The sequence below is a fragment of the Ornithinibacillus liuyingii genome, assembly GCF_055550225.1.
This window is the reverse complement of sequence record NZ_JBPWOS010000006.1, coordinates 244,731-265,010: the sequence shown is the minus strand read 5'-3', so window position 1 is coordinate 265,010 and position 20,280 is coordinate 244,731. Positions and strand designations below refer to the sequence as shown.

25 protein-coding genes and 1 pseudogene are annotated in these 20,280 nt (G+C 36.1%); 13 read left to right on the top strand and 13 right to left on the bottom strand.

Features of this window, described 5'->3' with window-relative positions:
• The first annotated feature begins 271 nt into the window (after nt 1-271).
• Nucleotides 272-613 carry a TIGR04104 family putative zinc finger protein gene (locus tag ACSKT4_RS10415; protein ID WP_186867986.1) on the top strand — a complete coding sequence of 114 codons (342 nt, stop codon included), beginning with the start codon at nt 272-274 and terminating at the stop codon, nt 611-613.
• Nucleotides 614-906: 293 nt separating this feature from the next.
• Here ACSKT4_RS10415 and ACSKT4_RS10410 read toward each other — a convergent pair whose 3' ends face one another.
• Nucleotides 907-1,866, bottom strand: coding sequence for a helix-turn-helix transcriptional regulator (locus ACSKT4_RS10410; protein WP_186867985.1), 960 nt, complete (start codon nt 1,864-1,866; stop codon nt 907-909).
• A gap of 111 nt (nt 1,867-1,977) precedes the next feature.
• On the opposite strand from ACSKT4_RS10410, the gene ACSKT4_RS10405 reads away from it, so the two are divergent.
• From ACSKT4_RS10405 to ACSKT4_RS10385, 5 genes are all read left to right on the top strand, one after another.
• Entirely contained in the window at nt 1,978-2,457 is a 480-nt protein-coding gene (locus ACSKT4_RS10405) for a GyrI-like domain-containing protein (protein WP_186867984.1), read from the top strand.
• A gap of 245 nt (nt 2,458-2,702) precedes the next feature.
• Nucleotides 2,703-3,278: a LysE family translocator gene (locus tag ACSKT4_RS10400; protein WP_186867983.1), complete on the top strand. Its 576-nt coding sequence runs from the start codon at nt 2,703-2,705 to the stop codon at nt 3,276-3,278.
• A gap of 24 nt (nt 3,279-3,302) precedes the next feature.
• Entirely contained in the window at nt 3,303-4,079 is a 777-nt protein-coding gene (locus ACSKT4_RS10395) for a helix-turn-helix domain-containing protein (protein WP_186867982.1), read from the top strand.
• Between the two features lie 357 nt (nt 4,080-4,436).
• A complete protein-coding gene (locus ACSKT4_RS10390; protein WP_343221418.1) occupies nt 4,437-5,360 on the top strand; it encodes a LysR family transcriptional regulator in 924 nt (307 codons plus the stop codon).
• Between the two features lie 113 nt (nt 5,361-5,473).
• Nucleotides 5,474-6,112, top strand: coding sequence for an HD domain-containing protein (locus ACSKT4_RS10385; RefSeq protein WP_186867980.1), 639 nt, complete (start codon nt 5,474-5,476; stop codon nt 6,110-6,112).
• A 331-nt stretch (nt 6,113-6,443) separates the two neighbouring features.
• Here the strand turns inward: ACSKT4_RS10385 and ACSKT4_RS10380 are convergent, their stop codons facing one another.
• The 3 genes from ACSKT4_RS10380 to ACSKT4_RS10370 form a co-directional block, all read right to left on the bottom strand.
• The gene (locus tag ACSKT4_RS10380; protein ID WP_465823369.1) at nt 6,444-7,364 is read right to left on the bottom strand and encodes a S66 peptidase family protein; all 921 of its coding nucleotides are present in this window, start codon (nt 7,362-7,364) and stop codon (nt 6,444-6,446) included.
• Nucleotides 7,365-7,490: 126 nt separating this feature from the next.
• Nucleotides 7,491-8,501 (bottom strand): phosphotransferase family protein, encoded by a 1,011-nt coding sequence (locus ACSKT4_RS10375; protein ID WP_465823368.1) that lies wholly within the window; start codon nt 8,499-8,501, stop codon nt 7,491-7,493.
• 152 nt (nt 8,502-8,653) lie between these two features.
• Nucleotides 8,654-9,112 (bottom strand): SAM-dependent methyltransferase, encoded by a 459-nt coding sequence (locus ACSKT4_RS10370; RefSeq protein ID WP_186867977.1) that lies wholly within the window; start codon nt 9,110-9,112, stop codon nt 8,654-8,656.
• A gap of 484 nt (nt 9,113-9,596) precedes the next feature.
• On the opposite strand from ACSKT4_RS10370, the gene ACSKT4_RS10365 reads away from it, so the two are divergent.
• The 4 genes from ACSKT4_RS10365 (at nt 9,597) to ACSKT4_RS10350 (ending at nt 11,767) form a co-directional block, all read left to right on the top strand.
• Nucleotides 9,597-10,349 (top strand): RNA polymerase sigma factor, encoded by a 753-nt coding sequence (locus ACSKT4_RS10365; RefSeq protein WP_465823366.1) that lies wholly within the window; start codon nt 9,597-9,599, stop codon nt 10,347-10,349.
• A gap of 76 nt (nt 10,350-10,425) precedes the next feature.
• Nucleotides 10,426-10,815: a VOC family protein gene (locus ACSKT4_RS10360; protein ID WP_186867975.1), complete on the top strand. Its 390-nt coding sequence runs from the start codon at nt 10,426-10,428 to the stop codon at nt 10,813-10,815.
• A 6-nt stretch (nt 10,816-10,821) separates the two neighbouring features.
• On the top strand, nt 10,822-11,268 hold the full coding sequence (locus tag ACSKT4_RS10355) for a VOC family protein (RefSeq protein WP_465823365.1): 447 nt from the start codon (nt 10,822-10,824) through the stop codon (nt 11,266-11,268).
• Between the two features lie 16 nt (nt 11,269-11,284).
• Complete coding sequence (locus ACSKT4_RS10350; protein ID WP_186867973.1) at nt 11,285-11,767, top strand: GyrI-like domain-containing protein; 483 nt, start codon at nt 11,285-11,287, stop codon at nt 11,765-11,767.
• Between the two features lie 178 nt (nt 11,768-11,945).
• Here ACSKT4_RS10350 and ACSKT4_RS10345 read toward each other — a convergent pair whose 3' ends face one another.
• From ACSKT4_RS10345 to ACSKT4_RS10325, 5 genes and pseudogenes are all read right to left on the bottom strand, one after another.
• Nucleotides 11,946-12,323: a VOC family protein gene (locus ACSKT4_RS10345; RefSeq protein WP_186867972.1), complete on the bottom strand. Its 378-nt coding sequence runs from the start codon at nt 12,321-12,323 to the stop codon at nt 11,946-11,948.
• Nucleotides 12,324-12,344: 21 nt separating this feature from the next.
• Complete coding sequence (locus ACSKT4_RS10340; RefSeq protein WP_222618939.1) at nt 12,345-12,776, bottom strand: N-acetyltransferase; 432 nt, start codon at nt 12,774-12,776, stop codon at nt 12,345-12,347.
• 333 nt (nt 12,777-13,109) lie between these two features.
• Nucleotides 13,110-13,230, bottom strand: a pseudogene (locus ACSKT4_RS10335) (2-thiouracil desulfurase family protein); the annotation flags it as partial.
• 59 nt (nt 13,231-13,289) lie between these two features.
• Nucleotides 13,290-13,748, bottom strand: coding sequence for an effector binding domain-containing protein (locus ACSKT4_RS10330; RefSeq protein ID WP_465823363.1), 459 nt, complete (start codon nt 13,746-13,748; stop codon nt 13,290-13,292).
• Nucleotides 13,749-13,804: 56 nt separating this feature from the next.
• Nucleotides 13,805-14,176 carry a VOC family protein gene (locus tag ACSKT4_RS10325; protein ID WP_343221399.1) on the bottom strand — a complete coding sequence of 124 codons (372 nt, stop codon included), beginning with the start codon at nt 14,174-14,176 and terminating at the stop codon, nt 13,805-13,807.
• A gap of 263 nt (nt 14,177-14,439) precedes the next feature.
• On the opposite strand from ACSKT4_RS10325, the gene ACSKT4_RS10320 reads away from it, so the two are divergent.
• The 3 genes from ACSKT4_RS10320 to ACSKT4_RS10310 all read left to right on the top strand — a co-directional run bounded on the left by ACSKT4_RS10320 (nt 14,440) and on the right by ACSKT4_RS10310 (nt 16,511).
• Entirely contained in the window at nt 14,440-14,751 is a 312-nt protein-coding gene (locus ACSKT4_RS10320) for a hypothetical protein (RefSeq protein WP_211740907.1), read from the top strand.
• Nucleotides 14,752-14,913: 162 nt separating this feature from the next.
• Nucleotides 14,914-15,738 (top strand): VOC family protein, encoded by an 825-nt coding sequence (locus ACSKT4_RS10315; RefSeq protein WP_186867969.1) that lies wholly within the window; start codon nt 14,914-14,916, stop codon nt 15,736-15,738.
• A gap of 17 nt (nt 15,739-15,755) precedes the next feature.
• The gene (locus ACSKT4_RS10310; protein ID WP_186867968.1) at nt 15,756-16,511 is read left to right on the top strand and encodes a MerR family transcriptional regulator; all 756 of its coding nucleotides are present in this window, start codon (nt 15,756-15,758) and stop codon (nt 16,509-16,511) included.
• 250 nt (nt 16,512-16,761) lie between these two features.
• Here ACSKT4_RS10310 and ACSKT4_RS10305 read toward each other — a convergent pair whose 3' ends face one another.
• The 4 genes from ACSKT4_RS10305 to ACSKT4_RS10290 form a co-directional block, all read right to left on the bottom strand.
• Nucleotides 16,762-17,340: a DUF1062 domain-containing protein gene (locus tag ACSKT4_RS10305; RefSeq protein ID WP_186867967.1), complete on the bottom strand. Its 579-nt coding sequence runs from the start codon at nt 17,338-17,340 to the stop codon at nt 16,762-16,764.
• A gap of 654 nt (nt 17,341-17,994) precedes the next feature.
• Nucleotides 17,995-18,126, bottom strand: coding sequence for a hypothetical protein (locus ACSKT4_RS10300; RefSeq protein ID WP_255488041.1), 132 nt, complete (start codon nt 18,124-18,126; stop codon nt 17,995-17,997).
• A 211-nt stretch (nt 18,127-18,337) separates the two neighbouring features.
• Nucleotides 18,338-19,087 (bottom strand): nuclear transport factor 2 family protein, encoded by a 750-nt coding sequence (locus tag ACSKT4_RS10295; RefSeq protein ID WP_339212406.1) that lies wholly within the window; start codon nt 19,085-19,087, stop codon nt 18,338-18,340.
• A gap of 257 nt (nt 19,088-19,344) precedes the next feature.
• Nucleotides 19,345-20,265 (bottom strand): Gfo/Idh/MocA family protein, encoded by a 921-nt coding sequence (locus ACSKT4_RS10290; protein ID WP_465823376.1) that lies wholly within the window; start codon nt 20,263-20,265, stop codon nt 19,345-19,347.
• Between the last annotated feature and the right edge of the window lie 15 nt (nt 20,266-20,280).

The window sequence follows — 20,280 nt, the reverse complement described above, 5'->3', positions numbered from 1 at the left end:
AAAGAAAAATTGACTGGACTGAGTCCGGTAGAATACCGAACTCAATCCAGTCAATCAGCTGCATAATATAAACTCTAACTTTAAGGGGTTGCCACCTAGTCGGGCTATTTTTATTATTATACCTACCTGACAACCAAAAACCATTTGTATTGTTGATACCAATTGTTTTGGGGATAATTTATTATGTTTCGGTAAAGGAGAAATAATTTGTTGGATTACGATTAACCACACAATTTGCCAACAGGAGAGGAATATAAAGGAGGAGAATCATTTGCAAAAGTGTGAAAAGTGTCATACAAAATTCAAATGGATAGAAATATATAAATTTGTATGGAAGTCGTCGTTTAACAAAAATAATACGATGAATTGTAGAAAATGTGGTACAGAGCATATGACAAGCATGGAATCCAAAATCATCAGCATAGGGTTTGTATTTTTTATTGCATTTTTTGGCGGTTATTTGGTACTAACGTATTTTGACACTTCCAGTACTTTATCTATTTTAATCTCTTTTATAGTTTCTCTAGTATTAAGTACTATTGCCTTTACGATAACTCCATTCTTATATAGGTTTTATTCCAAATATCATTCTAATTACAAGCTATTAAAATAACGGGATCGGATTTTCAACAAATGGGGGCTTATCTTTTAGAAGAGAAGGCCCTATTTGTTAACGTTCATTCATTAGCAGGTTGGTTATTTTAAGGAAACTAAAGGAGGGGGAACATTCTTTTACATACTTGAGCTATTATCGGCTCTGCTTTGGTTATAAAGGTTGTGCTTGGTGAAAATCCTATTATATTACTGCTATTTTTGTTTCCGTTGTGTTTTAGTGCTTCTATTCCACGCTCCTACAAAATAATAGACACTAACTTTCCAAGATGCACTAGTTAATAGCGGCATCTCTTAAGGGTAATATAAGGATAATCTCCCTCGTAATCCAACTAAGACTTCTTTCGGTATTTCTCTTATTTTTATATCTTCACCTAGAAAAAGCAGCCAATTTATCATGTCCATTAATTCCTCTTCGTCACTAACTTGAATATAAGTCTTTAGAACAGCTGTCGTTTGGAAGGGATTCGTATAGGATAGAGAAGCTTTTATAGGATGATACTTTTTAAACTGGGCTATCGCTTTTGGACCTAATTCAAGTATAAGATTCTCAACTTCTTGTTGCTTAGATAGTTTCTCTATACTCTTTTTACTTAATCTTTTCTTCTCTGAGTATGGTTCAATATTGCCAAGATGGTCGACAGGAACCATAAGCTTCTTTCGTTCCTTTATATCGAAGCACTCCATCATCCAGCGACTTTTTTCGCGGTAAAGATGCATAAGGTAAATTGGATAGGTATTGCTACCTTCCTCTTCATTGATAGTAATCACGAAATAGCGATCCATCAGAAGGAATTGGATAAGCTTTTCTAACATGGGATGGGGGAGGTCTGACAGGTCTAGTAGGTCGGGATTATTAGGGTTAGTGCCCTCAAAAAGCAAGATTTGATTTAACAGAACAAGGTCATCCTGCTGGTCTTCCGATAGTAGGCCCAGTAACTTTTCAGCTAAGGACAGGCGACTCTTTAAATACGGAAGCTGTAGATTTCTTGTGGCCATAAACGCGATGAAAAGGGCTTTCACCTCATTATCGGTAAAGCGAACATCCGGAAGTACCGAATTTTGCATAACAAAATACCCACCATCTCTGCCAACTTCAGCAATAAGAGGCATTCCCATGGCTTCAATTTCCCTAATATCTCTAATCGCTGTCGAACGAGAAATATTAAATTCCTGCATGATTTCGGAAATAGTAAAGTGGGCACGGTTGTTAATATACCGCATAATTGTATTAATCCGTTCAACTTTTTTCATAGAAACCTCCAAAAACAGTATCACTTTTTGACATGATTTAAAGCTATTATAAACCCATCAAGTGAAAATAAAAATCATTTGATCAATTCATTAAGAGAGGAAGATTTGATTATGGCAAATTATACGTTAGAGGAAAAGGAAGGCTTCACAGTTCTAGGTTTTGGCACGGAGCTAAAGAGTGATTACACAGACTATGCTGGGATAACAAAGGAGAAGTCTGACTTCTGGCACGAGGTCAAAGAGAATGGCATACTGGATACATTAAAATCTGTCGCAACAAACGACTACATTTTCTCCGTAAACGAGGCGGTGAATAACAAGATGATGCATTATGCTGGTGTTATGACGGATGCAACCCTACCTGAAGCAACTAGAGTGATTGAGTTTCCAAAGGGAGAATATGTAGTTGTTAAAGCAGAAGCGAAAACTGCTGATGAACTAAGTCAAACACTTACTGGCCTTGCATTTGGTCAGGTTCTACCTGAATTAAAGGATGTCGCCTATGTTGGTGGGCCAAATGCCACTGTAGAGATGGGACAGCAAAACGGTTTGGTGTTTGGTGAAATGTGGATTCCTGTCGTTAGGAAATAAGGTAAAAATAAAATATCGGGGTTAACAAATGGGTGCTTTCCTTTTAGAAGAGAAGTACCCTATTTTTTCACTAACAGGTTGGTACTGAAGGAAACTTAGCTAGTAATAAAGGATGATTTTTGTTATGAAGGGCCTTAGCAATAAAATAAGGCTGGATGGGGACTTATAATCCTGCAATAATATACTATATCCAATTAATTTTTTCGATGTATATTTAGGTGAAAACACTGAAAGGGGTTTTCATCATGGATATGACATCTTTTATACTATACTGCTTTATTGTGACTATAACTCCAGGGCCAACGAATATCGTCATTTTATCTACCGTACATAATTATGGGCCCAAAAAAGCCATGAATTATACATTTGGATCGATAATTGCTTTTGGTTTATTACTAGCTATATCTGCAATGTTGAATACAGTGCTGATAACCGTTGTTCCTAAAATTATAATAGGTATGCAGATTATCGGTACGATTTATATGTTATATCTCTCTTACCAAATCTATAAAATGGATACATCACAATCAACTAACAATAAAACTGGCACGTTTACTACAGGCTTCTTTATGCAGTTTTTAAATCCGAAAGTAATCGTATTCACCATGACCGTTATTCCTAGCTTTGTTTTATCCTACAATACCGATACACCTACTGTTACGTTAAGTGTGATCGCTATAACTATCATTGGATTTATCGCATTACTTTCATGGGTTCTTTTTGGTACCATTCTCAAAAGGTTTTTACATAAGTATACAAGGATTGTAAATATAATTATGGCACTAGGCTTAGTTTATGCGACCATTATGATATGGGTATAGGTAATGTTTAACGAGGTGAATAAAATGGATCAATTTATTTATAAAAAAGCTGCCGGTATTACCGCGTTGTCAGCAAGTATCACTGATTTCAAGTATAAAAAGCATTGCCATATGGAGTATGCAATTGGTGTAACCCTACGTGGTATTCAACATTATAACTTAGATGGCAATTTAACATTATCCTATCCTAATGGCGTAATGCTTTTTAATCCAGAACAGGCACATGACGGAATGGCACATGATGAGACAGGTCTTGATTATGTCATCCTATATATTGATCCACAATTACTTTTAGAAGCTTCGGGGAAAAAAGATAGGATAAGTTTCGAGACCCCAGTAGTGTATGATTATACACTTGAACAACGAGTATTAAGTCTAGCAAATGCGATATTAAAGGAACAAGATGAGGCGTTATGTAGTGAACTATTCATATCTCTCACCGATACACTTACTCAAACCAATCTCTCAACGGCTATTACGAAGGACAATGCTCTAATTAATAAAGCGAAAGATATGCTTCGTTCTGATTTAGGGAATGTACTTAAACTGGAAGAGATTAGTACGGAGCTTCATCTATCCAAATTTCAGTTTATTCGATTGTTCAAGTCTCATACTGGTATCACACCATATCAATACTTTCTCAACTGTAAGATTGAACGGGCTAAGCAATTGATCGATAAACATAAAGATATTTACCAAGCCGTTTCGGAATGTGATTTTGTTGATTTAACTCATTTAAATAAGCACTTTAAAAAAGTATACGGATTAACAGCATATGAATATATGTTACATTTGAACTGAGGCTAGTTGTGTAAAGAGGGATGATATGTTGCAAGCCGAAAATACAGAATAATTTTTAAATTATACTTAGTATTTGCGATATAATAGGGTAACGGTGTTAATGTAATAGAGATTGTTCTAGTAATAATGGATTGTAATAGTTGGGGGTAATGTAGGTGTAAAATTATAATAACATTTGGGTAAGTCGGGGAAAGAGTAATGTGACGCCATACATCAATACAAGTATTATTGTGGCGATAACACGTGAAGCTAATTAAGAAAAAGAGTACAATCAGTGGTATAATTTCTTCAGCTAGTCCAGCTTGATATATAAGTTCTTATTAAAGATAGCTCTTATATTAGAAAGGAGTAAAAAAAATCGAATTACGACATTTAGAATATTTTTTAATGGTTAGTAAAGAATTACATTTTACTAAAGCAGCTGAAAGATTAGGAATTTCACAACCCACACTAAGTCATCAAATTAAGATGCTTGAACAAGAGGTGGGCTACCCACTCTTTAACCGTATTGGCAAAAAAATTGAACTTACCAAGGTTGGGGAAATTGTACAGCAAGAAGCTATGAATATTCGAAGTTCTATTCAAAATATAACTTCTCAAGTCAAAGCATTGACGAAAGTAGAACTTGGAGAATTAAAAATTGCTGTGTTACCGGGAGAAATAACAGATTTGGTTTCTAATTTATGTATTCAATTTAGCCAGTTATATCCCAACATTAAAGTGTTTATTGTAACCACTGATCAGGTGGAAAAGGCTGTTCTAGAAAATCAAGCTGATTTTGGTATTGGTTTTCATCTTAATCAATATGATATGTTGCAAGTAACAAAACTGTATGATGAAGAGTTTTACTTTATTAGTAATCAACGTAATGGGAATCAGAAGATTTCATTATCCTCTGTTCTGGTTCAGCCTCTTATTCTATTCCCAAGTATACACCAATGTAGAAAAATACTTGATAAAACAAGCTATGAAATGGATAGGCAAATAGAGCCTATTGTTGAAACGTCTAGTATTGAATCTATATTAAATCTCGTTCGAAGTGGTGTTGGGAGTAGTGTAGTATCAAGAACGTTATATGAATTTTATGATACAGAGGGTTTATTCTTCCAGCATATTGAAGAGCCGTCTTTGACAAAAGCAGTTTATTTCATGATGAAAAAGAATTGTTTTATTAATTACGCAGCACGAAAATTTATAAAATTATTAGTAAGTGAGATCGAAAAGCTTCAATTTCACACGGAAAAAAGTGCGATCACTTCTTTACAAAATTCTTTGTTATAGATTTTATCTATTATTATCATAGAAATTATAGAATAGATAAATAATAGAATCCTCTTTACAATGAAAATAACTCATAACCGATGAGTAAATTTATTGTAAAGGGGTTTTTAATCATGGTACAAACAATAGCGGGTATCCGTATTCCGGATTCTAGGTTGGCGAAAGATGCTGCTGATATTTTACGCGAGCAGGGGAATGATCTATTGTGGAATCACTCCAATCGAGTGTTTCTATTCGGCGCGGTAAACGGAAAAAAGGCGAAGAAGAATTATGACTTGGAATTATTATATGTCAGTGCTTTATTCCATGATTTAGGCTTAACTAAAAAATACAGTAGTGCCGACTTACGATTCGAGGTAGACGGTGCAAATGCAGCAAGAAGTTTTCTTCAACAGTATCAAATTCCAGATGAAACTATTCAACTTGTATGGGATGCAATTGCATTACATACGACTCCGGGTGTTGCAGAACATAAACAATCAGAAGTAGCATTACTCTTTCATGGTGTTGGTTTAGATGTTATGGGAGATGGCTTTGAACTATTCCCTGAAGAATTGCGTGAAGAAATAATTAAAGCGTTTCCTCGTAACAATTTCAAAAAGGATATAATACCAGCTTTCTATGATGGGTTTAAACATAAGCCTGAAACTACTTTCGGCAATATGAAAGAAGATGTTATTCAACATTTTCAACCGGAATATAAAAATAAGAACTTTTGTCATTGTATTTTACATTCTCCGTGGTCAGAATGATTTTTTCCAACAAGATTACCAGCTACCCTGTATTTTTTATACAGGGTTACTTTCATTCCTGCTAGTATTAATCAATCATACGCTCCACTTGTTTTAATACTAATGGGGATCAATCTATTTAATACTTCATTAGTAATTTTCAACAATAATAAGATACCACTATTTATTTTATTAACAGTATTACCGCTATTGGTTTACTTTTGTATAACATTAACTAATTAAAGGAGAGATTATTGATGAATAATTCAGTTCAAGGTATAGCGTTAAAGTTCTCCATTTGATTTTTATCAGTTTTTTGTTGGCAAAATCAAAAAACAAAAACTCCCACCCACTAAGAAACGGTTGGTTCCATCACAGTCAAGGTACTTTCTGTTGAATTTATATTTACATTGGCACCGATTGGAATGGCAGCTTTATATAAGCCATGCCCTGAACTAAGGTTGGTAATCAGTGGTTTTCCTAAGGGAACTAGTAGAGCATTAATTAAATCTTCATACGTTGTACGATACGATACCGGACAATTAGTACACTCTCCCATAATAATACCAAGACAATCTCGAAATTTACCTGCCATTAATAGTTGTGTTAAATACCTAAAGACCATTGTAGTTGGAGAATGCGTTTCTTCTAAAAATAGTATTTTTCCTTGTGTGTTAATTTCATATGGTGTACCGAGTGCATTTACTAACGAAGTCATATTTCCACCTACTATAGGTCCAGTTACATTTCCTGGTACTAAGCTCCTTAGGGCATAATTGGGGGGATTTTGAATTATCCTAGGGGAAGTTAACGTAGACGTTGCTTCAAAAAATTGATTGAAGTTATACGCAGGTGTTTCTGGTCTAAAGTCAATAAGCATTAAACTATGGAACGTGATTAAATTACTAAATTGATACAAACTATTTAATAATACTGTTATGTCACTATAACCTGATATAACTTTAGGATTCTGTCTTATAACATCAAAATCCAAATAAGGAAGGATGGTCTGAACTCCAGTCCCTCCGCGGGTGGCAAGTATCATGTTGACACTCGGATCCCTGAACATATTCATTAAATCATCTGCTCTTTCTTGAGCTGATGCCGATACAATGCCATCATAAGAATAAACATGCCTACCAAAAACGATATTAAAGCCCATATTTCTCAAGACTTGTACTCTAGTATTAATAATATTCGCATCAAGAGGGCTGCCAAGTGTAACTAATCCAATTGTATCTCCTCTTTGTAACAAAGGGGGTATGATTGCCATATTTCCCACTCCCTCTCTCCAGCATTAAATTTTATCGACAATAAAAGATATTATAAGATGATTTGAAATATGTCATATTCACGATAACTACTGATTAAATGGTTCAACTATTTAATATTTGCTGTATTACTCTATAAGACTTTCAATTACATCAGTGTATGCTTCTGTCCATTTAGAAAATGAAAGTTCATCATCCCAAGTAACCATTTTAGTTGCTTTTGCACTCCCCCAATCTAACACTCTTTGATGAAGCATATGCACCTTTAAACGCTTTTTTATAGCATTTCCTTCTTCCAATTGACTACAGTACATATTCATTAAGTGCTTTGCAATTTCTCTTTCGTTGTTATCTATATAATACGTAACCATCTTTATTACATCAGAAATCGGATCAGCAAAATAAGAATTTGTAAAGTCAAATACACCACTTATTTCCCAGCCATTCTCTCCTAGATGTACCAAAAAGTTCCCAGGCTTAAAATCTCCCATTACAAATGTGGGAGAAGAAAAGTTATTAAATTCCTTTTCGGATTCATCTAATAAAGACTTAACCCAATCGATATCACTATCATTTATTACTGAGTACTTCTTTGCATCTTCTACCCAAAACATTATTCTCCTAAAAAGCCATTGAGTATAAGAATTATTAAAAGGAGTTATCTCTAAGGTTTCCGTGTTAAGCTCACCAAAATCATTCACTTTCCATTTATGAAAAGATGACAAGGTTCTAGCAATCGATTCAGCTATCTTTATCTTATCTTCAAATTTAAGAACTGTCTTCAGATGATTTGAATTTATATGGTCGCCCTTAAGTAGTGGCATAATAGAATAGTTCCAGCCAAAGATATCCTCAGAATTGTCAATTATATATGGTGTAGGGACTGGTACACTGGTTCTTTCTTCAAGATTTTCTATAAAGAACCGTTCCTCAATCAACTGCCCTTTATAAAGTGGGTTTCCCTTCAAAACAAAATTCCCTTCCGTTGATGTGACGAACATGGTTTGACCCATTGCACCATTGTCAGTTTTTTTAGATGAAATAAGTTTACCCAAATTAAATTTAGTAAGCATTAATTCTAACTGTTCATCCTTTATGTATCCTAATTTATTTGATGCAAAAATTATTTCAGCAGTCATAAAATACTCCCCCAGGTTATTCTTTACGATTATTTACATTAATGATACCGTTTCCAATTTAATCTTCTTCTTGTTAAAATGGCCTGCTAAGTTAGTTTAGGCATATTTTATCACAATCCTTGCATTATTAGAGAATACAAGAGGGTAACTATTTAACTCCAGTAGTTTTTCATAATATCGTGAGACCATTTAGGCTGGATTATCGACTCTTTAGGTAGAAACTCTTTCATAACGGGCTTTATATCCAAAATCGGTGTTTCGTTAATGCAATCCAGCCCAGATACAAATAATTCTCTTCCTTCTCTTTTAATTACCCTTACAGTTGTAAGACCTAACTGATTAGGTCTATTTTTCCCACGCTGAGCAAAAATGCCAACTTTCGGAAGATTTATGTCATTTCTAGGGTGCCTTGCGCCTTTAATAATTTTATTTTTATCAACCATATGAAAGTGAAAAATAATCTCTAAGTGAGAAAATGATTCAATTTCGTATAATGCTTCTTCTGGAAGAGTTTGATCTAATATAATCTTACTAATTACGCCACCCCAATAATCATCTTCCATTTCGTATCTTTCATTGTAAGCAAGCCCAATTGGATTTAACGTTATCATATTCAATTTCCCCCTTTATAAAAGCTCTTTCTCTGTATTAATGTTAGTTTAATATACATTTACGGATAATTAAAATACAAATATTCAATCAAAAGGTATAATAAAAAGTTATATTGGAAAAAGATTAGGGCATTGGGTAAGAGCCATAATTGCTGCTCATGCCTTTTCTCCAAGTAGTCTACATGGTGACGAAACAAATAAATGACAGCTTAGACCTTTTAACTCTAGTTATTTGACTAATTTTTCATTATAATGAATATTATAAAACTAATCTCATTACGATTAACATGGAACTAAAGCTATATTAATGCTCAATCAATCTTATGTTAATAGATACATTCATTTAATGAGAAGTTAGTTGGTGTAGCGTTACTATATAAAGAAGCAATTCACTCCTTATCAGAGTCATCTCATTCTTGCAATCCACCTTCTTTGTTTTCTCTTCTCAGGGCAAGTTACACTTCAATTCAAACTGGAGGAAAAAATGAATCATTACCAATCTACTGATCCTGATCACTCATTATTTGATACCCTGATTTCCCCCTTTTATGAGGACATTAAAAAGTACTGTATTAGTTTGGCCACTTCCTCCTGGGAGGCAGAGGATCTCCTGCAGGATACGTTAATGAAAAGTTACATAGCATTGAAAAAGAATCCTAAGAGACCTCTATCCAAGCGATTCTTCTATCAAATCGCCAAACATACACTGATTGATCAGAGGCGTAAGAAAATTCTTCCTACAGAATCCTTATCCGAATACCATGTTGACCTCGCTGACTTAGAAGATAAATCACATCCAATAAACGTTAGGGAAACCTTGGAAATTCTAGCTGAATATTTATCAATCAAGCAATTTGTAATCATTCTATTAGTCGATGTATTTCAATTTACCGCTAAAGAAACCGCTGGGATGATAAAAGACTCGGAATCCAATGTACACACAACCCTACACCGTTCCAGGAAAAAACTAAATCGCTATGCACATTTATCACCAGATGAAACTTCCAAATTCTATAAACTCAACCAGTCGAGTAAACAAAGCATGACTAGTAATCTATTCGAAAGCTTTATGAAAGGGTTTCAATCAAAGAGCGTAAATCTAATATACGAGGCCTACCTAGCATCCTTGGAACAAGGGATTCAGATAGAAAAAATAAACAGAGACAAAACATCGATCTGTTTCCGTTTTACAGATCCGGATGGAAATGTTTTTATGGTCTGTCAGCTATCGGGTTAATTTTTTCTATCTATCATGTAAGGTTTTTACCGACCTATCCGTTTATTAAATGAAAACAAATAAGGGAGGAATTCACGTGATAAGGATTGGAGCAGTATTTGTACCCGTTTTAAATGTTGAAAAGGCTATTCACTGGTATAAAGAGAAGCTTGGCCTTCACCATGTAGGCACTTGGCCAGAAAATCAAGGGGCGGATTTTTACTTTATGGAGCAGAGGCAATATTTAACCTTAGTGAGAGTTCTGGAAAAGCCACCAACCACGTTTCCTGATAGCACTAATTATCAGAACGCCTATTATAACTTTACAACTACAGACATTTATTCCTACCACCAAGAGCTACAGCAAAAAGGAGTAACTGTTACGGATGTAGAGGAGCATGGTCCAATTATCGGTTTTGACTTTTTCGATTTTGAGGGCAATAAATTTGGCGTAGTGGTAGAAAACAAAGACTTTAAGAAGGAGTGAAGAATATTGAAACAGGAGGCAAGCTCACCAACTGTCGTCGGGATAAACTGCATTTATATTCCTGCGTCTAATATTAAACGATCCGCAGATTGGTATGTTAACAACCTTCATTTAACCTTGTTAAATGAAGTAAATGAGTCATCCAAACAAGCGCAACTCCAAATCAACCGAGAGCAGCAATTATTTTTAATCAAAACAAAAGAGAATTTGAATTTAAATTATCAGGAAGTCGATGGCAATAGACAGTGTTTCCTCACATTGGAAGTTACGAATATCGAGGAGCTTCACAAACAATTGGCAGATTGTGGAGTCACGGTTGAAGAAATACAGGATCAAGGGGATTGTGGGATTAATTTTTATTTAGAAGATCCCGATGGTAATCTTATTGATATTTGGGGAGGGTGGCCGAAGCTTAGTCTGGAGAGGGACCTTGTCTTGGAAAAGAACAGATAAAGGGGAGATTTTGAAAATGGAACCGAAAGTTATAGAGAAAGACACGTTTCGAGTCGCAGGATATCAATTTGAAGCAAATTTACAACAGGTTAAGGAACAGGATTTGGTTGGCAAAACATTGTCAAAGCTGAAGGAAAATGCAGACCTATTCCAGCACAAGCTAGGGAATCATTTTTATTTAATACAAGTTTATCCAATGAAGGACCAATTCGATGTGAATGAGGATACGTTTACCAATATTATTGGCTATGAAGTGGCTGATGAAGATGTTCCAGATGGCGCTATCCTCCATACTATAGCTAAGAACACCTATGTAGCCTACACACACAAAGGACCAGAAAGTGACCTGCAACAATCGTATGATTATTTATATGGTAGATGGTTAAAGGCAAATAATTATATGCCTGTTGGGTATGATCTCGAGCTATGGGACGAACGATATAAGCGGGAGCAGCCGGATAATGAGATTGATATGTTTATTGCGGTAGAGAAATATTGATGTTTAGTAGGCTGGCTGCCAGCGAAGGTATCAGAAATCAAAACCATTGCAATGACTGAATATTGGTAGGATAACCATATATTCTAGCGTTTCCCCTCTTGGTTATTCAATACCAAGGGGGGACTTTTATTCCAGAAGACCGTGAGTGTTATACAAGCAGTTCGCAAAAATATCTTTATTATGGCCCTACAACTATTAACACAATATCATCTGCTATCGTGCGCATAACAGCAAGGTGCCCGCCAAACGGTTTTTCAATCGGGGGTTGTATCCAATGAATATTCTCGTTGCTTTTATGGGTATGATAGAAGTCTTTCACATCATCAACTAACACTTCAATGTCAGGTTCCTTCAAATTTTCACTATCATGTAAAACAAACTCTGTTTCCCCATTAGCGAATTGTAACCCCACCATATTAGAGCCATCTGTTTGATTAGAGCGGAACATTTCCGTTGCTCCAAATGTACTTTTGTAAAAATCAACTGACTGATCCAAGTTGGGGGTAAAAAGAGATACGGCTTGTATTAATTTTATATTTCCTTTTTTTGTAGTCATCAACATTCCCCTTTTTTCATTTTATAATTGCCAGCAATTGAGTTCACCTATTGCATCATGCAAGATCCAACCTGTTTTATCAAAATAATGGTTCATTGATGAATGCTTCGGGCATTTAACACGAACCGGGCCTGTATTTATATTAGAAAGCATCTGCTTTAGTAAACCTTGCTTTCTATGATTTTTACATATAGCAAATTGATAAAGTGATATACTACCGTCTGTTTTTTTCTTGTAAAATCTAAGAGCGCCGACTATACCATACTCTTTTTTGGCAATTAACATTTGTTTTCTTCTAATAGCAGCTTTAACCCCATCCGGACAAACAAATTCCCGGTTATAAATATGATCATGAGAGATTTCTATGTTCTCTTCAAAGAATGTTAGTACCTCACTAGTATCTGTAGGTATCGCAAGTCTGATGTTTATTGTGTTATCTTTTGAGATTTGCATGATTACCACCCCCGGATAGGAACGTTTGTTCTCATCATATCATAACAACCTTCCCATAGGAAGGTTGTTCCACTATAATACTCCGTTAGGAAAATCTTTAACGCTACTTTTTGATTCATATATCAAATATTTATTCAAAAAATAAAGATCCTCTCAATTTGATTATTTCATCCTTGTAACCGTATTGAAGAATATTTCCCAAACTTGCCTTTGAAAACCGACTATAGTTTTCTAGATCATTTTACATGGGTTATTTGTGGACAAACAGTTTACTATTTTAAGCTATAGAAAGGTTTCAGCAAAATCCTCTTCTGAAATTACACTTATTCCATTTCACTTTAATAAAGCGGAGGTGACACCCATCCCCTTAACTTTTTTCACCAATGAAATCACCATTATAAATCATGGAACTAACACAAGATGGATTGTTCTCCTTCAGGACAACAATGGTCGCAACGGCAAAGTTGTAATTGTTTTAGAATAGGGATACATAGGAACACCTCCTTATGTTACTTATACTTTTTCTTTAACCGTGTTAATGCGCATATAGATCTCCAACTGCTCTTGTCCTGTATTGGTAGGACGATATACTTCGATTAAATGATAATTAGGGTCAACTTGATCTCCTTCTTTAACAATCCAGTTGATTAACTTGTCATAGTATTCGCCCATTTTCGTTAAATCCAAAGGAACCGATATGCTTGCAAATTCACCCTCATACTGAAAGAGATTCATCTTCTCCGGAACCTCTCCTGGTTCTCCTTCCACAAGTGCTCCTAAATAAAAATATCCAACTGTATGTTCAGGACTTTTTTTCGGTTCATAGACTATCACTCTGGTAAATGAATCGTCTCCCCGATAAGACTCTCTAAAGTCTTCAATTGCTTTTGGTATTATGATAGGATATTCTTCAAATTTTCCTGTGTACTTTTTCCCTAACACATTGAATTGTTGGTTATTCTTATGAAACATCCTTAAATCTCCCTTCTAGCTTAATTAGTTTTTAGTGCTATACCCCACATCATTTTTCATGTTACAACGCCAAAACGATTTCCGTCTGGATCCCTTACATCAAAGCCACGAATGCCATCATAATTCTGAATCTCACCTATATTTGCCCCTTTTTTTAACAGGTCCTCATACGCTGCATCCACATTATCCGTGTGAAAATTATAGTAAACATCAACCGCATAATTATTTTTAGGGAACCTCGGCTGTTCTATCTGCTCGCATTTAACTAAACATATCATTACCCTTCGATCACCTAATTTCATCGTATAGGCATCTGGTTCATCTTCATGGACAAGTTCAAATCCAAGCATATCCATATACCATTTTTTGGAGCGAGTTAAATCCGTAACAGGGACAAAAATTCCAACTCCATAAAGCAATTCCTCCACCTCCTTTTTTCTTTCTAAATCAAGTAACGAGTGTTTTATGGCATTTCTTACAAGTTAATCAAATATATTTCACAAAAGACGAGTTAATCCTAATAAGAGTTTATCAGATTGCATATATGATGTACTTATCTATTCCAAACTTCTAAGATGGTGTTCCAAAATTTAACAAATTGTTGGTATTAAACTAGGTTTAACCTTTATGCTTAAGTTAAGAAGGAGTTTGAAGTCATTTTTAAGAAAAATTAAGTATAGGGGGAGAAAAATTGAAAGCAAATAATCATACCCGTCCTTCGTGGAGAAAGGGACTTTTATGGGTTTTCCACCTTATCATTTTCGGAATTGGACAGTTGGCATTCTATATTTTTGATGGTTATAAGGGCTGGCATATCTTTAGCTTGAATCCTTCTGGGGAGCGGTTTGTCACAGAAACGTTTCCACTAAGCAATCTAGTCCAATTTTATGACAGTGATATCGTTAATGGAACAACCGTTATATGGGGAATAATCCTGATTATTCATGGATTAGTTACAATAGTTACTATTTTATGGCCAAGTAAAGAGAGTTATACCAAGTAGTGGCGCTTCCCATCTTGGTACATAGGTTTGCCCCAGTCCTAATTTTAACAAGTCTATCCGTCATTAATATTTATTATATAGAATTTTCGAAGTACTATTGACATTAGACTAGGTTTAACCTTTATGCTTAGGTTGTAAATAAATTTTTAAGGAGTGTTTATAATGTATCGTTGGGATGGGGGATTTATTATGGTTGACCCGGAGCATTTTGACAAGGCAGTTGAGTGGTATGAAGAGCTATTAGGCTGGAAGTGTTTAGACAAAATAACTTCATGGGTTGGTCGAAAGGCTTTTATGAAAATGCCACGCTCTGGGGTTGTGACCATTAAATCGTTTGAAGGAGAGTATGAACATTTTCAATCTCCAAAAACAGAGGGGAATGTAAGGCTTGGTTTTGCTACATACAACCTTGATGGAACGTTACGTTACTTAGCGGATAAAGATGTGAAGTTTACTGAAATAAAAACATTACCAAATGGGCAGCGATATTGTGATATATTCGCCTTTGATAATACGAAACTAGCTATTGCTGAAGAGCCAAGAGGTGAGGATGAAGCGGAATATCCGCCATCTGGAATTGTTGGATTTGGAACCGTGAATACAATTATTCATGTATCTGATCCAAAGCAGTCCGCTGACTGGTATGAAAAACATCTTGGATTTGATATCGTAGAAGTTGATAACGAAAATGGTTATGCACATCTTCGAACAGAGGACGCCTATGATAGAAATGCATTAGACCAATGCTTCTGGGATAATATTTGGCTACTACAAACGAACAAAGTAGTTGAAAAACCGAATGATAATAAAGCCAGAACCTATTATGATATTCGTCCAGAAGTATTCTTTCAGGAGTATAATAAATTAATTAAGAATGGGGTTAAACCATCGGAAATTGCTGGGGACCCAATTAATGGTTGGGGTGGTTTCCATATTTATGATCCAGACAATAATCGTATTAACGTCTGGTCATATATCGCTAACTAGCGTCAGGAGAGACACGTATGCATTTTACTATACAGGAATTTTCGAATAAGACCGGTTTACCTCCCAGTAAGCTTCGGTATTATGATAAGAAGGGTTTATTAGAGCCATCTACCCGGCTAGAAAATGGGTATCGAGCGTATACCCCAGATCAAGTTCATCTTGCGAAAATGATCGATTCATTGAGGCAAGCAGATATAGCGATGAATGATATCAGGCGATATTGTGATGCAACGGAACAAGAAAAGAAGGCGTTGCTTGAACAATGGAAAAAAGATTTAGATAAACGAATGGAAGCCATCTTGGCAGCCCGTAAATATGTGGGCGGAATAAGAGCAGACAGCACTCACACCTTATTACTATCCAAGTGGGAGAAGGAGAAAATCCTTGTCTGGCAACGAGTTGAAGCAGACCGTAGCCCACATCCATTTAAGCAATACTTTGGTCAAGCTAAAGATCGGTTAAATGGACAAGTAGCTTCCGAGCATGTGTATGTAAAAACAGAGGCAATCACTTCGAATAGTATTATTGGGGATATTGGATTTGAGGTAAACAGTAACTTTTCTTTAGAAGAAGACGATAACATTCGTCTGGAACGAGTTCCCCCTACGTTATTTGCCGTTTTGGAAGGCTGTCGGGCAGATGATGCGTTTCTATGTTTTTCTTATATTCAAATCGTCATCCGTTACGGGTTCGAACCAGCGGATTATAAGCTAGAAAGATATTCAAGTATAGACGAAGATAGCTTTGATTATTTGATACCGATTGTAAAATGACGGTTCCCTTAATGGGGAACCGTATTTTCTCTTAAATTGCTCTTATCTGTAACTATCCTATGACATATGGTTATAACAAATCCGCCTAGTTGACATATTCTTCAGGATTTGGAGGGGGGGGTCAGGATTTGGGGCACCTCTTTCAGGATTTCAGGCACCTTCTTCAGTTTTCATAAAATCACCCAGATAGCGCCCTCTAAAAACCCTATAAGAAAAGCCCCACAATCTTGCTTCATAGAAGATTTTGAAGTTAAAGCATCCAATTACCTTTGACTGTTATCTGTAAATTATCTATCACTTTGTCCTTCATCGTAACATTTGGGTATAGCAAAAACCTTTCAGCCTTTGCCATGGTATTTACTTTTGATCTGGAAATACCCAAGATTTCTGCTAGGAGCTTATCTATTCTTAGACCAACATCATATTTACAGCAAATCCTAATGGTCATTTCATTAGGAACTGATTCGGACTTTTTCTTTCTAATCTCGTAGCGTATATTTTTACTCACATCATCACATAATTTCCGTAATTTGTTGATTTGAAACGCATAGTACCAAATTGTCTCTTGATCATTATTCATGAACTTTTGATGTAGTATTGGATCTATTCGATTTACATGTACTCTGGATAAAATAGGGTAGTTCCAAGTACTTTCACAATGCATGCACTTATAAATAAGCCAAATATCAACGACTTTCTGATTTGCATTCACCCTAAATTTATCACTACAAACGTATTCCGTGCTTCTCTTACAATTCCTACAATGTCGTATGACGTTCGGCTTTTCCTGTGCAATAACCTCATATTTCACTACATAATTTAAACTCATAACCCGCTCCTCTATTTTCCAGAGGAACGCTAATAATAGCTGAAGGGAGAAAATTTCCCATATAAAAAAACAGGACACCTTATAGGTATCCCGCTTGGAATTTAAAACAACAGATTATCCCGCGTTCCCCGTAATGGCTAAAAATAGGCACACTTCTCCCGTAGAATGAACACACAGTTCAAAAAAGAAATGTACTATTTAATTGCTTAACCATTACAAGTAAGCTGGCAAACCGAATTCCACCTTCCGTGTTTCTCCTATTTTGAATTATACAATAATTCTATCCATTGTCAATCCCCTAACCGAATGCCAAGGTTATTCTCCAAAGTGGCATGAGCTTTATCAGGATTTAGGGGTTAGTAGAGGCACAATATCGTTATCGGGACAACTGTATGGAGAATAATCCTCATTATTTATGGATTAGCTACTATTTTTTGGTCAGTAAAGAGAACTATACCTAGGAGTAGCGCTTATTTCGCAGCAAAACCGTCTAGTTGACATATTCATCAGGATTTGGAGGGGGGGTTCAGGATTTGAGCGCTATCTTTCAGGATTTCAGGCACCTTTTTCAGGATTTCATAAAATCAGCCAGGTAATGCCCCTTTTGAAATGGTACCCTAACCCTAGAACACCGCCCTCCCAAGCTTCATCCGCTTACTTTTTCTTTTTTAACTCTCGCAAATACCCCATTGAAGCAGCAAAAGCAGCTGCTCTTTCTGGGATACCCTTTCTTATAAGCGTTTCTGCAGTTTGTTCAATTTTGTTTCCAGCACCTTTAAACTCCATGTTAGTATCCTCCCTTCAACCCATATTATTTGCCTGGTACATAAATATATTTATAACTTACTGGAGGATACAGACTTCCGGTGGGATGTTTTATATTCCAATGAGGAAAGGAGTGGCAAAGGGAAAAGCACGAGAACCACCCTACCCTTTACCCTAGCTCCTTCCACAACCTCTCCAACAATTTTATGTTTTTGCCATAAGTCGGGATGCTTTATTCAATACTCGTTTTATTACCCTTTGTTAACCTATCATAGTCCTCACTCGACAATTCAATCAGATACGATGATAATGTTTTAACTTTGTTATTGTTCTCTTTGTCAAATTTATATACATCGCAAAAAGCATACGTGGTTCCTTCACTATGCTCACTTGGCAATTTCATCGTACCCTCGACGAGCGCATTATTCCCCTGTACGATGATTTTTTCAACCGTATGTTCTTTTGCTACAACACCACGCATTGGCTCAAGGTTATTTCTGGCAGCTTCTTTTCCTTCCATTACGGAGTCTCCAATAAAGTTCCATTCAATATCCTCAGCAATGTTATCGACGATATAATCTATATCACCTGTCACGAATGCCTCATTTAACCTTTGTACTTTCGCAATATTTACAGAATCGTGCTTCAAATCGAAGCCAAAATAGACGGTTATTTCGTTAATTTTCCCATTCTCAAATAAAAAATGTTCCATATTTTGAAAAGTAGCACCAGACTTTAATACGCATTCGTATCGAATGACCGCTTCATCTCCGTCTGTAAAAAGATTTTGGATGTGATATTCTTCTATGTCTTTACAACTTGGCCAACACTTTTCAAAATATGCCTCCCGGTTAATTTTGTCATCGACCGGACTATTAAACGTGAAGTCATGGCTTAACAATTCCTCTAAAATTCCCCTTTCCTTTGTTTCATACGCATTAAAATAATCTTGCACAAGATTCTTTAGATTTGTTTTTCCCATTCTTTTATCCCTCCACTTTTTACAAGCAGGCTTCCTGCTGTAGTTGGAAACAGCAAGTTTATCCTATTCTAGCACGTTAAGCAGTGCGTAAATTCTTCTAGGTTGCTTTTTTTGGAATTGAGGGAAAATTCATTATGAGAAGTGGTAAGAAATTTAACTTGATAAATCATCGAGGCGTAATCTACGGTGAAAAGTTCTTATGATGTAAGAGTGTTTCCATAAATACAAATGCAAAGGGTGAAGCATGGCTCCACGCTTCACCCTTGCTCTCTCAACAACTGTTCCACTAATAGCTGTGATCTCAACCCTTCTTCTCCATCTACGAATGGTTGGCTGTCGTTTATGATACAATCTACAAAATGCTTGACCGCGTCAACAAATCCTTTTTGTTTTAAAATTGTCTCCCAGGATGGGGAGGTTTGTATCGTTACTTTCCCGTCTTGCTCTGTTTCCATTACATTCATATTCTTCACTCGAATGAGCGCACCGGCCGTTAACACCTTCAATTCTTCTAAGTTGGTTCCCGCATGTCGATGCATGGAAAGTGTAAATGGATTACCATGCTCCCCTTCCCACACATGCTGGGCAAACGTAATCTGCTTATCCGCGTTGATATCCATCTTATGGTATGCCAACTTACTTTCTCCAGCCTGAAGCCATCTCATCAAGTCAATGAGATGAATGTAATCATCTAACATGGTAAAACGGTAATCGTGTGGACCAATGTCAAGTGCACGGTGTTTCTCCAAGGAAAATGCAGTAGGATCCTGTGCTTGCTCTTTTGCAGCGACATACATCGGTGCAAAGCGGCGGTTAAACCCAACCATTAGCTTTCGATTATGCTTCGCACTCAACGCTACTAGCTTCTCCCCTTGTTCCACTGTCGCAGCGAGTGGCTTATCCACATAAACGTCCTTTCTATTTCGTAGAAGCTCGGATACGACTTCAAAATGGGATTCTGTTGAGCTGTGGACAAACACTGCATCACTTTCCTCTATTAATGCCGATAAACTAGGAAAGTCTTTGATTCGATATTGCCTGCAAACCCGCTGTCTTTTCTCTGCATTCGGTGAAAAAGCACCAACAAATTGCCAATAGGTTTCCTTTGTTAAAATAGGTAAATACGCCTTTTGTGCAATGGATCCTAGACCAACCATTCCGATTTTTGGCTGTCTGATAACCAACACTCCTCT

What these genes read in the sequence shown, in the direction of transcription:
- ACSKT4_RS10305 (WP_186867967.1), bottom strand. Translation starts at nt 17,340, where the DNA reads ATGAGTTTAAATTATGTAGTGAAATATGAGGTTATTGCACAGGAAAAG.
- ACSKT4_RS10395 (WP_186867982.1), top strand. Translation starts at nt 3,303, where the DNA reads ATGGATCAATTTATTTATAAAAAAGCTGCCGGTATTACCGCGTTGTCA.
- ACSKT4_RS10330 (WP_465823363.1), bottom strand. Translation starts at nt 13,748, where the DNA reads ATGTTTCATAAGAATAACCAACAATTCAATGTGTTAGGGAAAAAGTAC.
- ACSKT4_RS10375 (WP_465823368.1), bottom strand. Translation starts at nt 8,501, where the DNA reads ATGACTGCTGAAATAATTTTTGCATCAAATAAATTAGGATACATAAAG.
- ACSKT4_RS10410 (WP_186867985.1), bottom strand. Translation starts at nt 1,866, where the DNA reads ATGAAAAAAGTTGAACGGATTAATACAATTATGCGGTATATTAACAAC.
- ACSKT4_RS10300 (WP_255488041.1), bottom strand. Translation starts at nt 18,126, where the DNA reads ATGGAGTTTAAAGGTGCTGGAAACAAAATTGAACAAACTGCAGAAACG.
- ACSKT4_RS10385 (WP_186867980.1), top strand. Translation starts at nt 5,474, where the DNA reads ATGGTACAAACAATAGCGGGTATCCGTATTCCGGATTCTAGGTTGGCG.
- ACSKT4_RS10400 (WP_186867983.1), top strand. Translation starts at nt 2,703, where the DNA reads ATGGATATGACATCTTTTATACTATACTGCTTTATTGTGACTATAACT.
- ACSKT4_RS10295 (WP_339212406.1), bottom strand. Translation starts at nt 19,087, where the DNA reads ATGGGAAAAACAAATCTAAAGAATCTTGTGCAAGATTATTTTAATGCG.
- ACSKT4_RS10365 (WP_465823366.1), top strand. Translation starts at nt 9,597, where the DNA reads ATGAATCATTACCAATCTACTGATCCTGATCACTCATTATTTGATACC.
- ACSKT4_RS10315 (WP_186867969.1), top strand. Translation starts at nt 14,914, where the DNA reads ATGTATCGTTGGGATGGGGGATTTATTATGGTTGACCCGGAGCATTTT.
- ACSKT4_RS10380 (WP_465823369.1), bottom strand. Translation starts at nt 7,364, where the DNA reads ATGGCAATCATACCCCCTTTGTTACAAAGAGGAGATACAATTGGATTA.
- ACSKT4_RS10310 (WP_186867968.1), top strand. Translation starts at nt 15,756, where the DNA reads ATGCATTTTACTATACAGGAATTTTCGAATAAGACCGGTTTACCTCCC.
- ACSKT4_RS10350 (WP_186867973.1), top strand. Translation starts at nt 11,285, where the DNA reads ATGGAACCGAAAGTTATAGAGAAAGACACGTTTCGAGTCGCAGGATAT.
- ACSKT4_RS10370 (WP_186867977.1), bottom strand. Translation starts at nt 9,112, where the DNA reads ATGATAACGTTAAATCCAATTGGGCTTGCTTACAATGAAAGATACGAA.
- ACSKT4_RS10340 (WP_222618939.1), bottom strand. Translation starts at nt 12,776, where the DNA reads ATGCAAATCTCAAAAGATAACACAATAAACATCAGACTTGCGATACCT.
- ACSKT4_RS10405 (WP_186867984.1), top strand. Translation starts at nt 1,978, where the DNA reads ATGGCAAATTATACGTTAGAGGAAAAGGAAGGCTTCACAGTTCTAGGT.
- ACSKT4_RS10345 (WP_186867972.1), bottom strand. Translation starts at nt 12,323, where the DNA reads ATGACTACAAAAAAAGGAAATATAAAATTAATACAAGCCGTATCTCTT.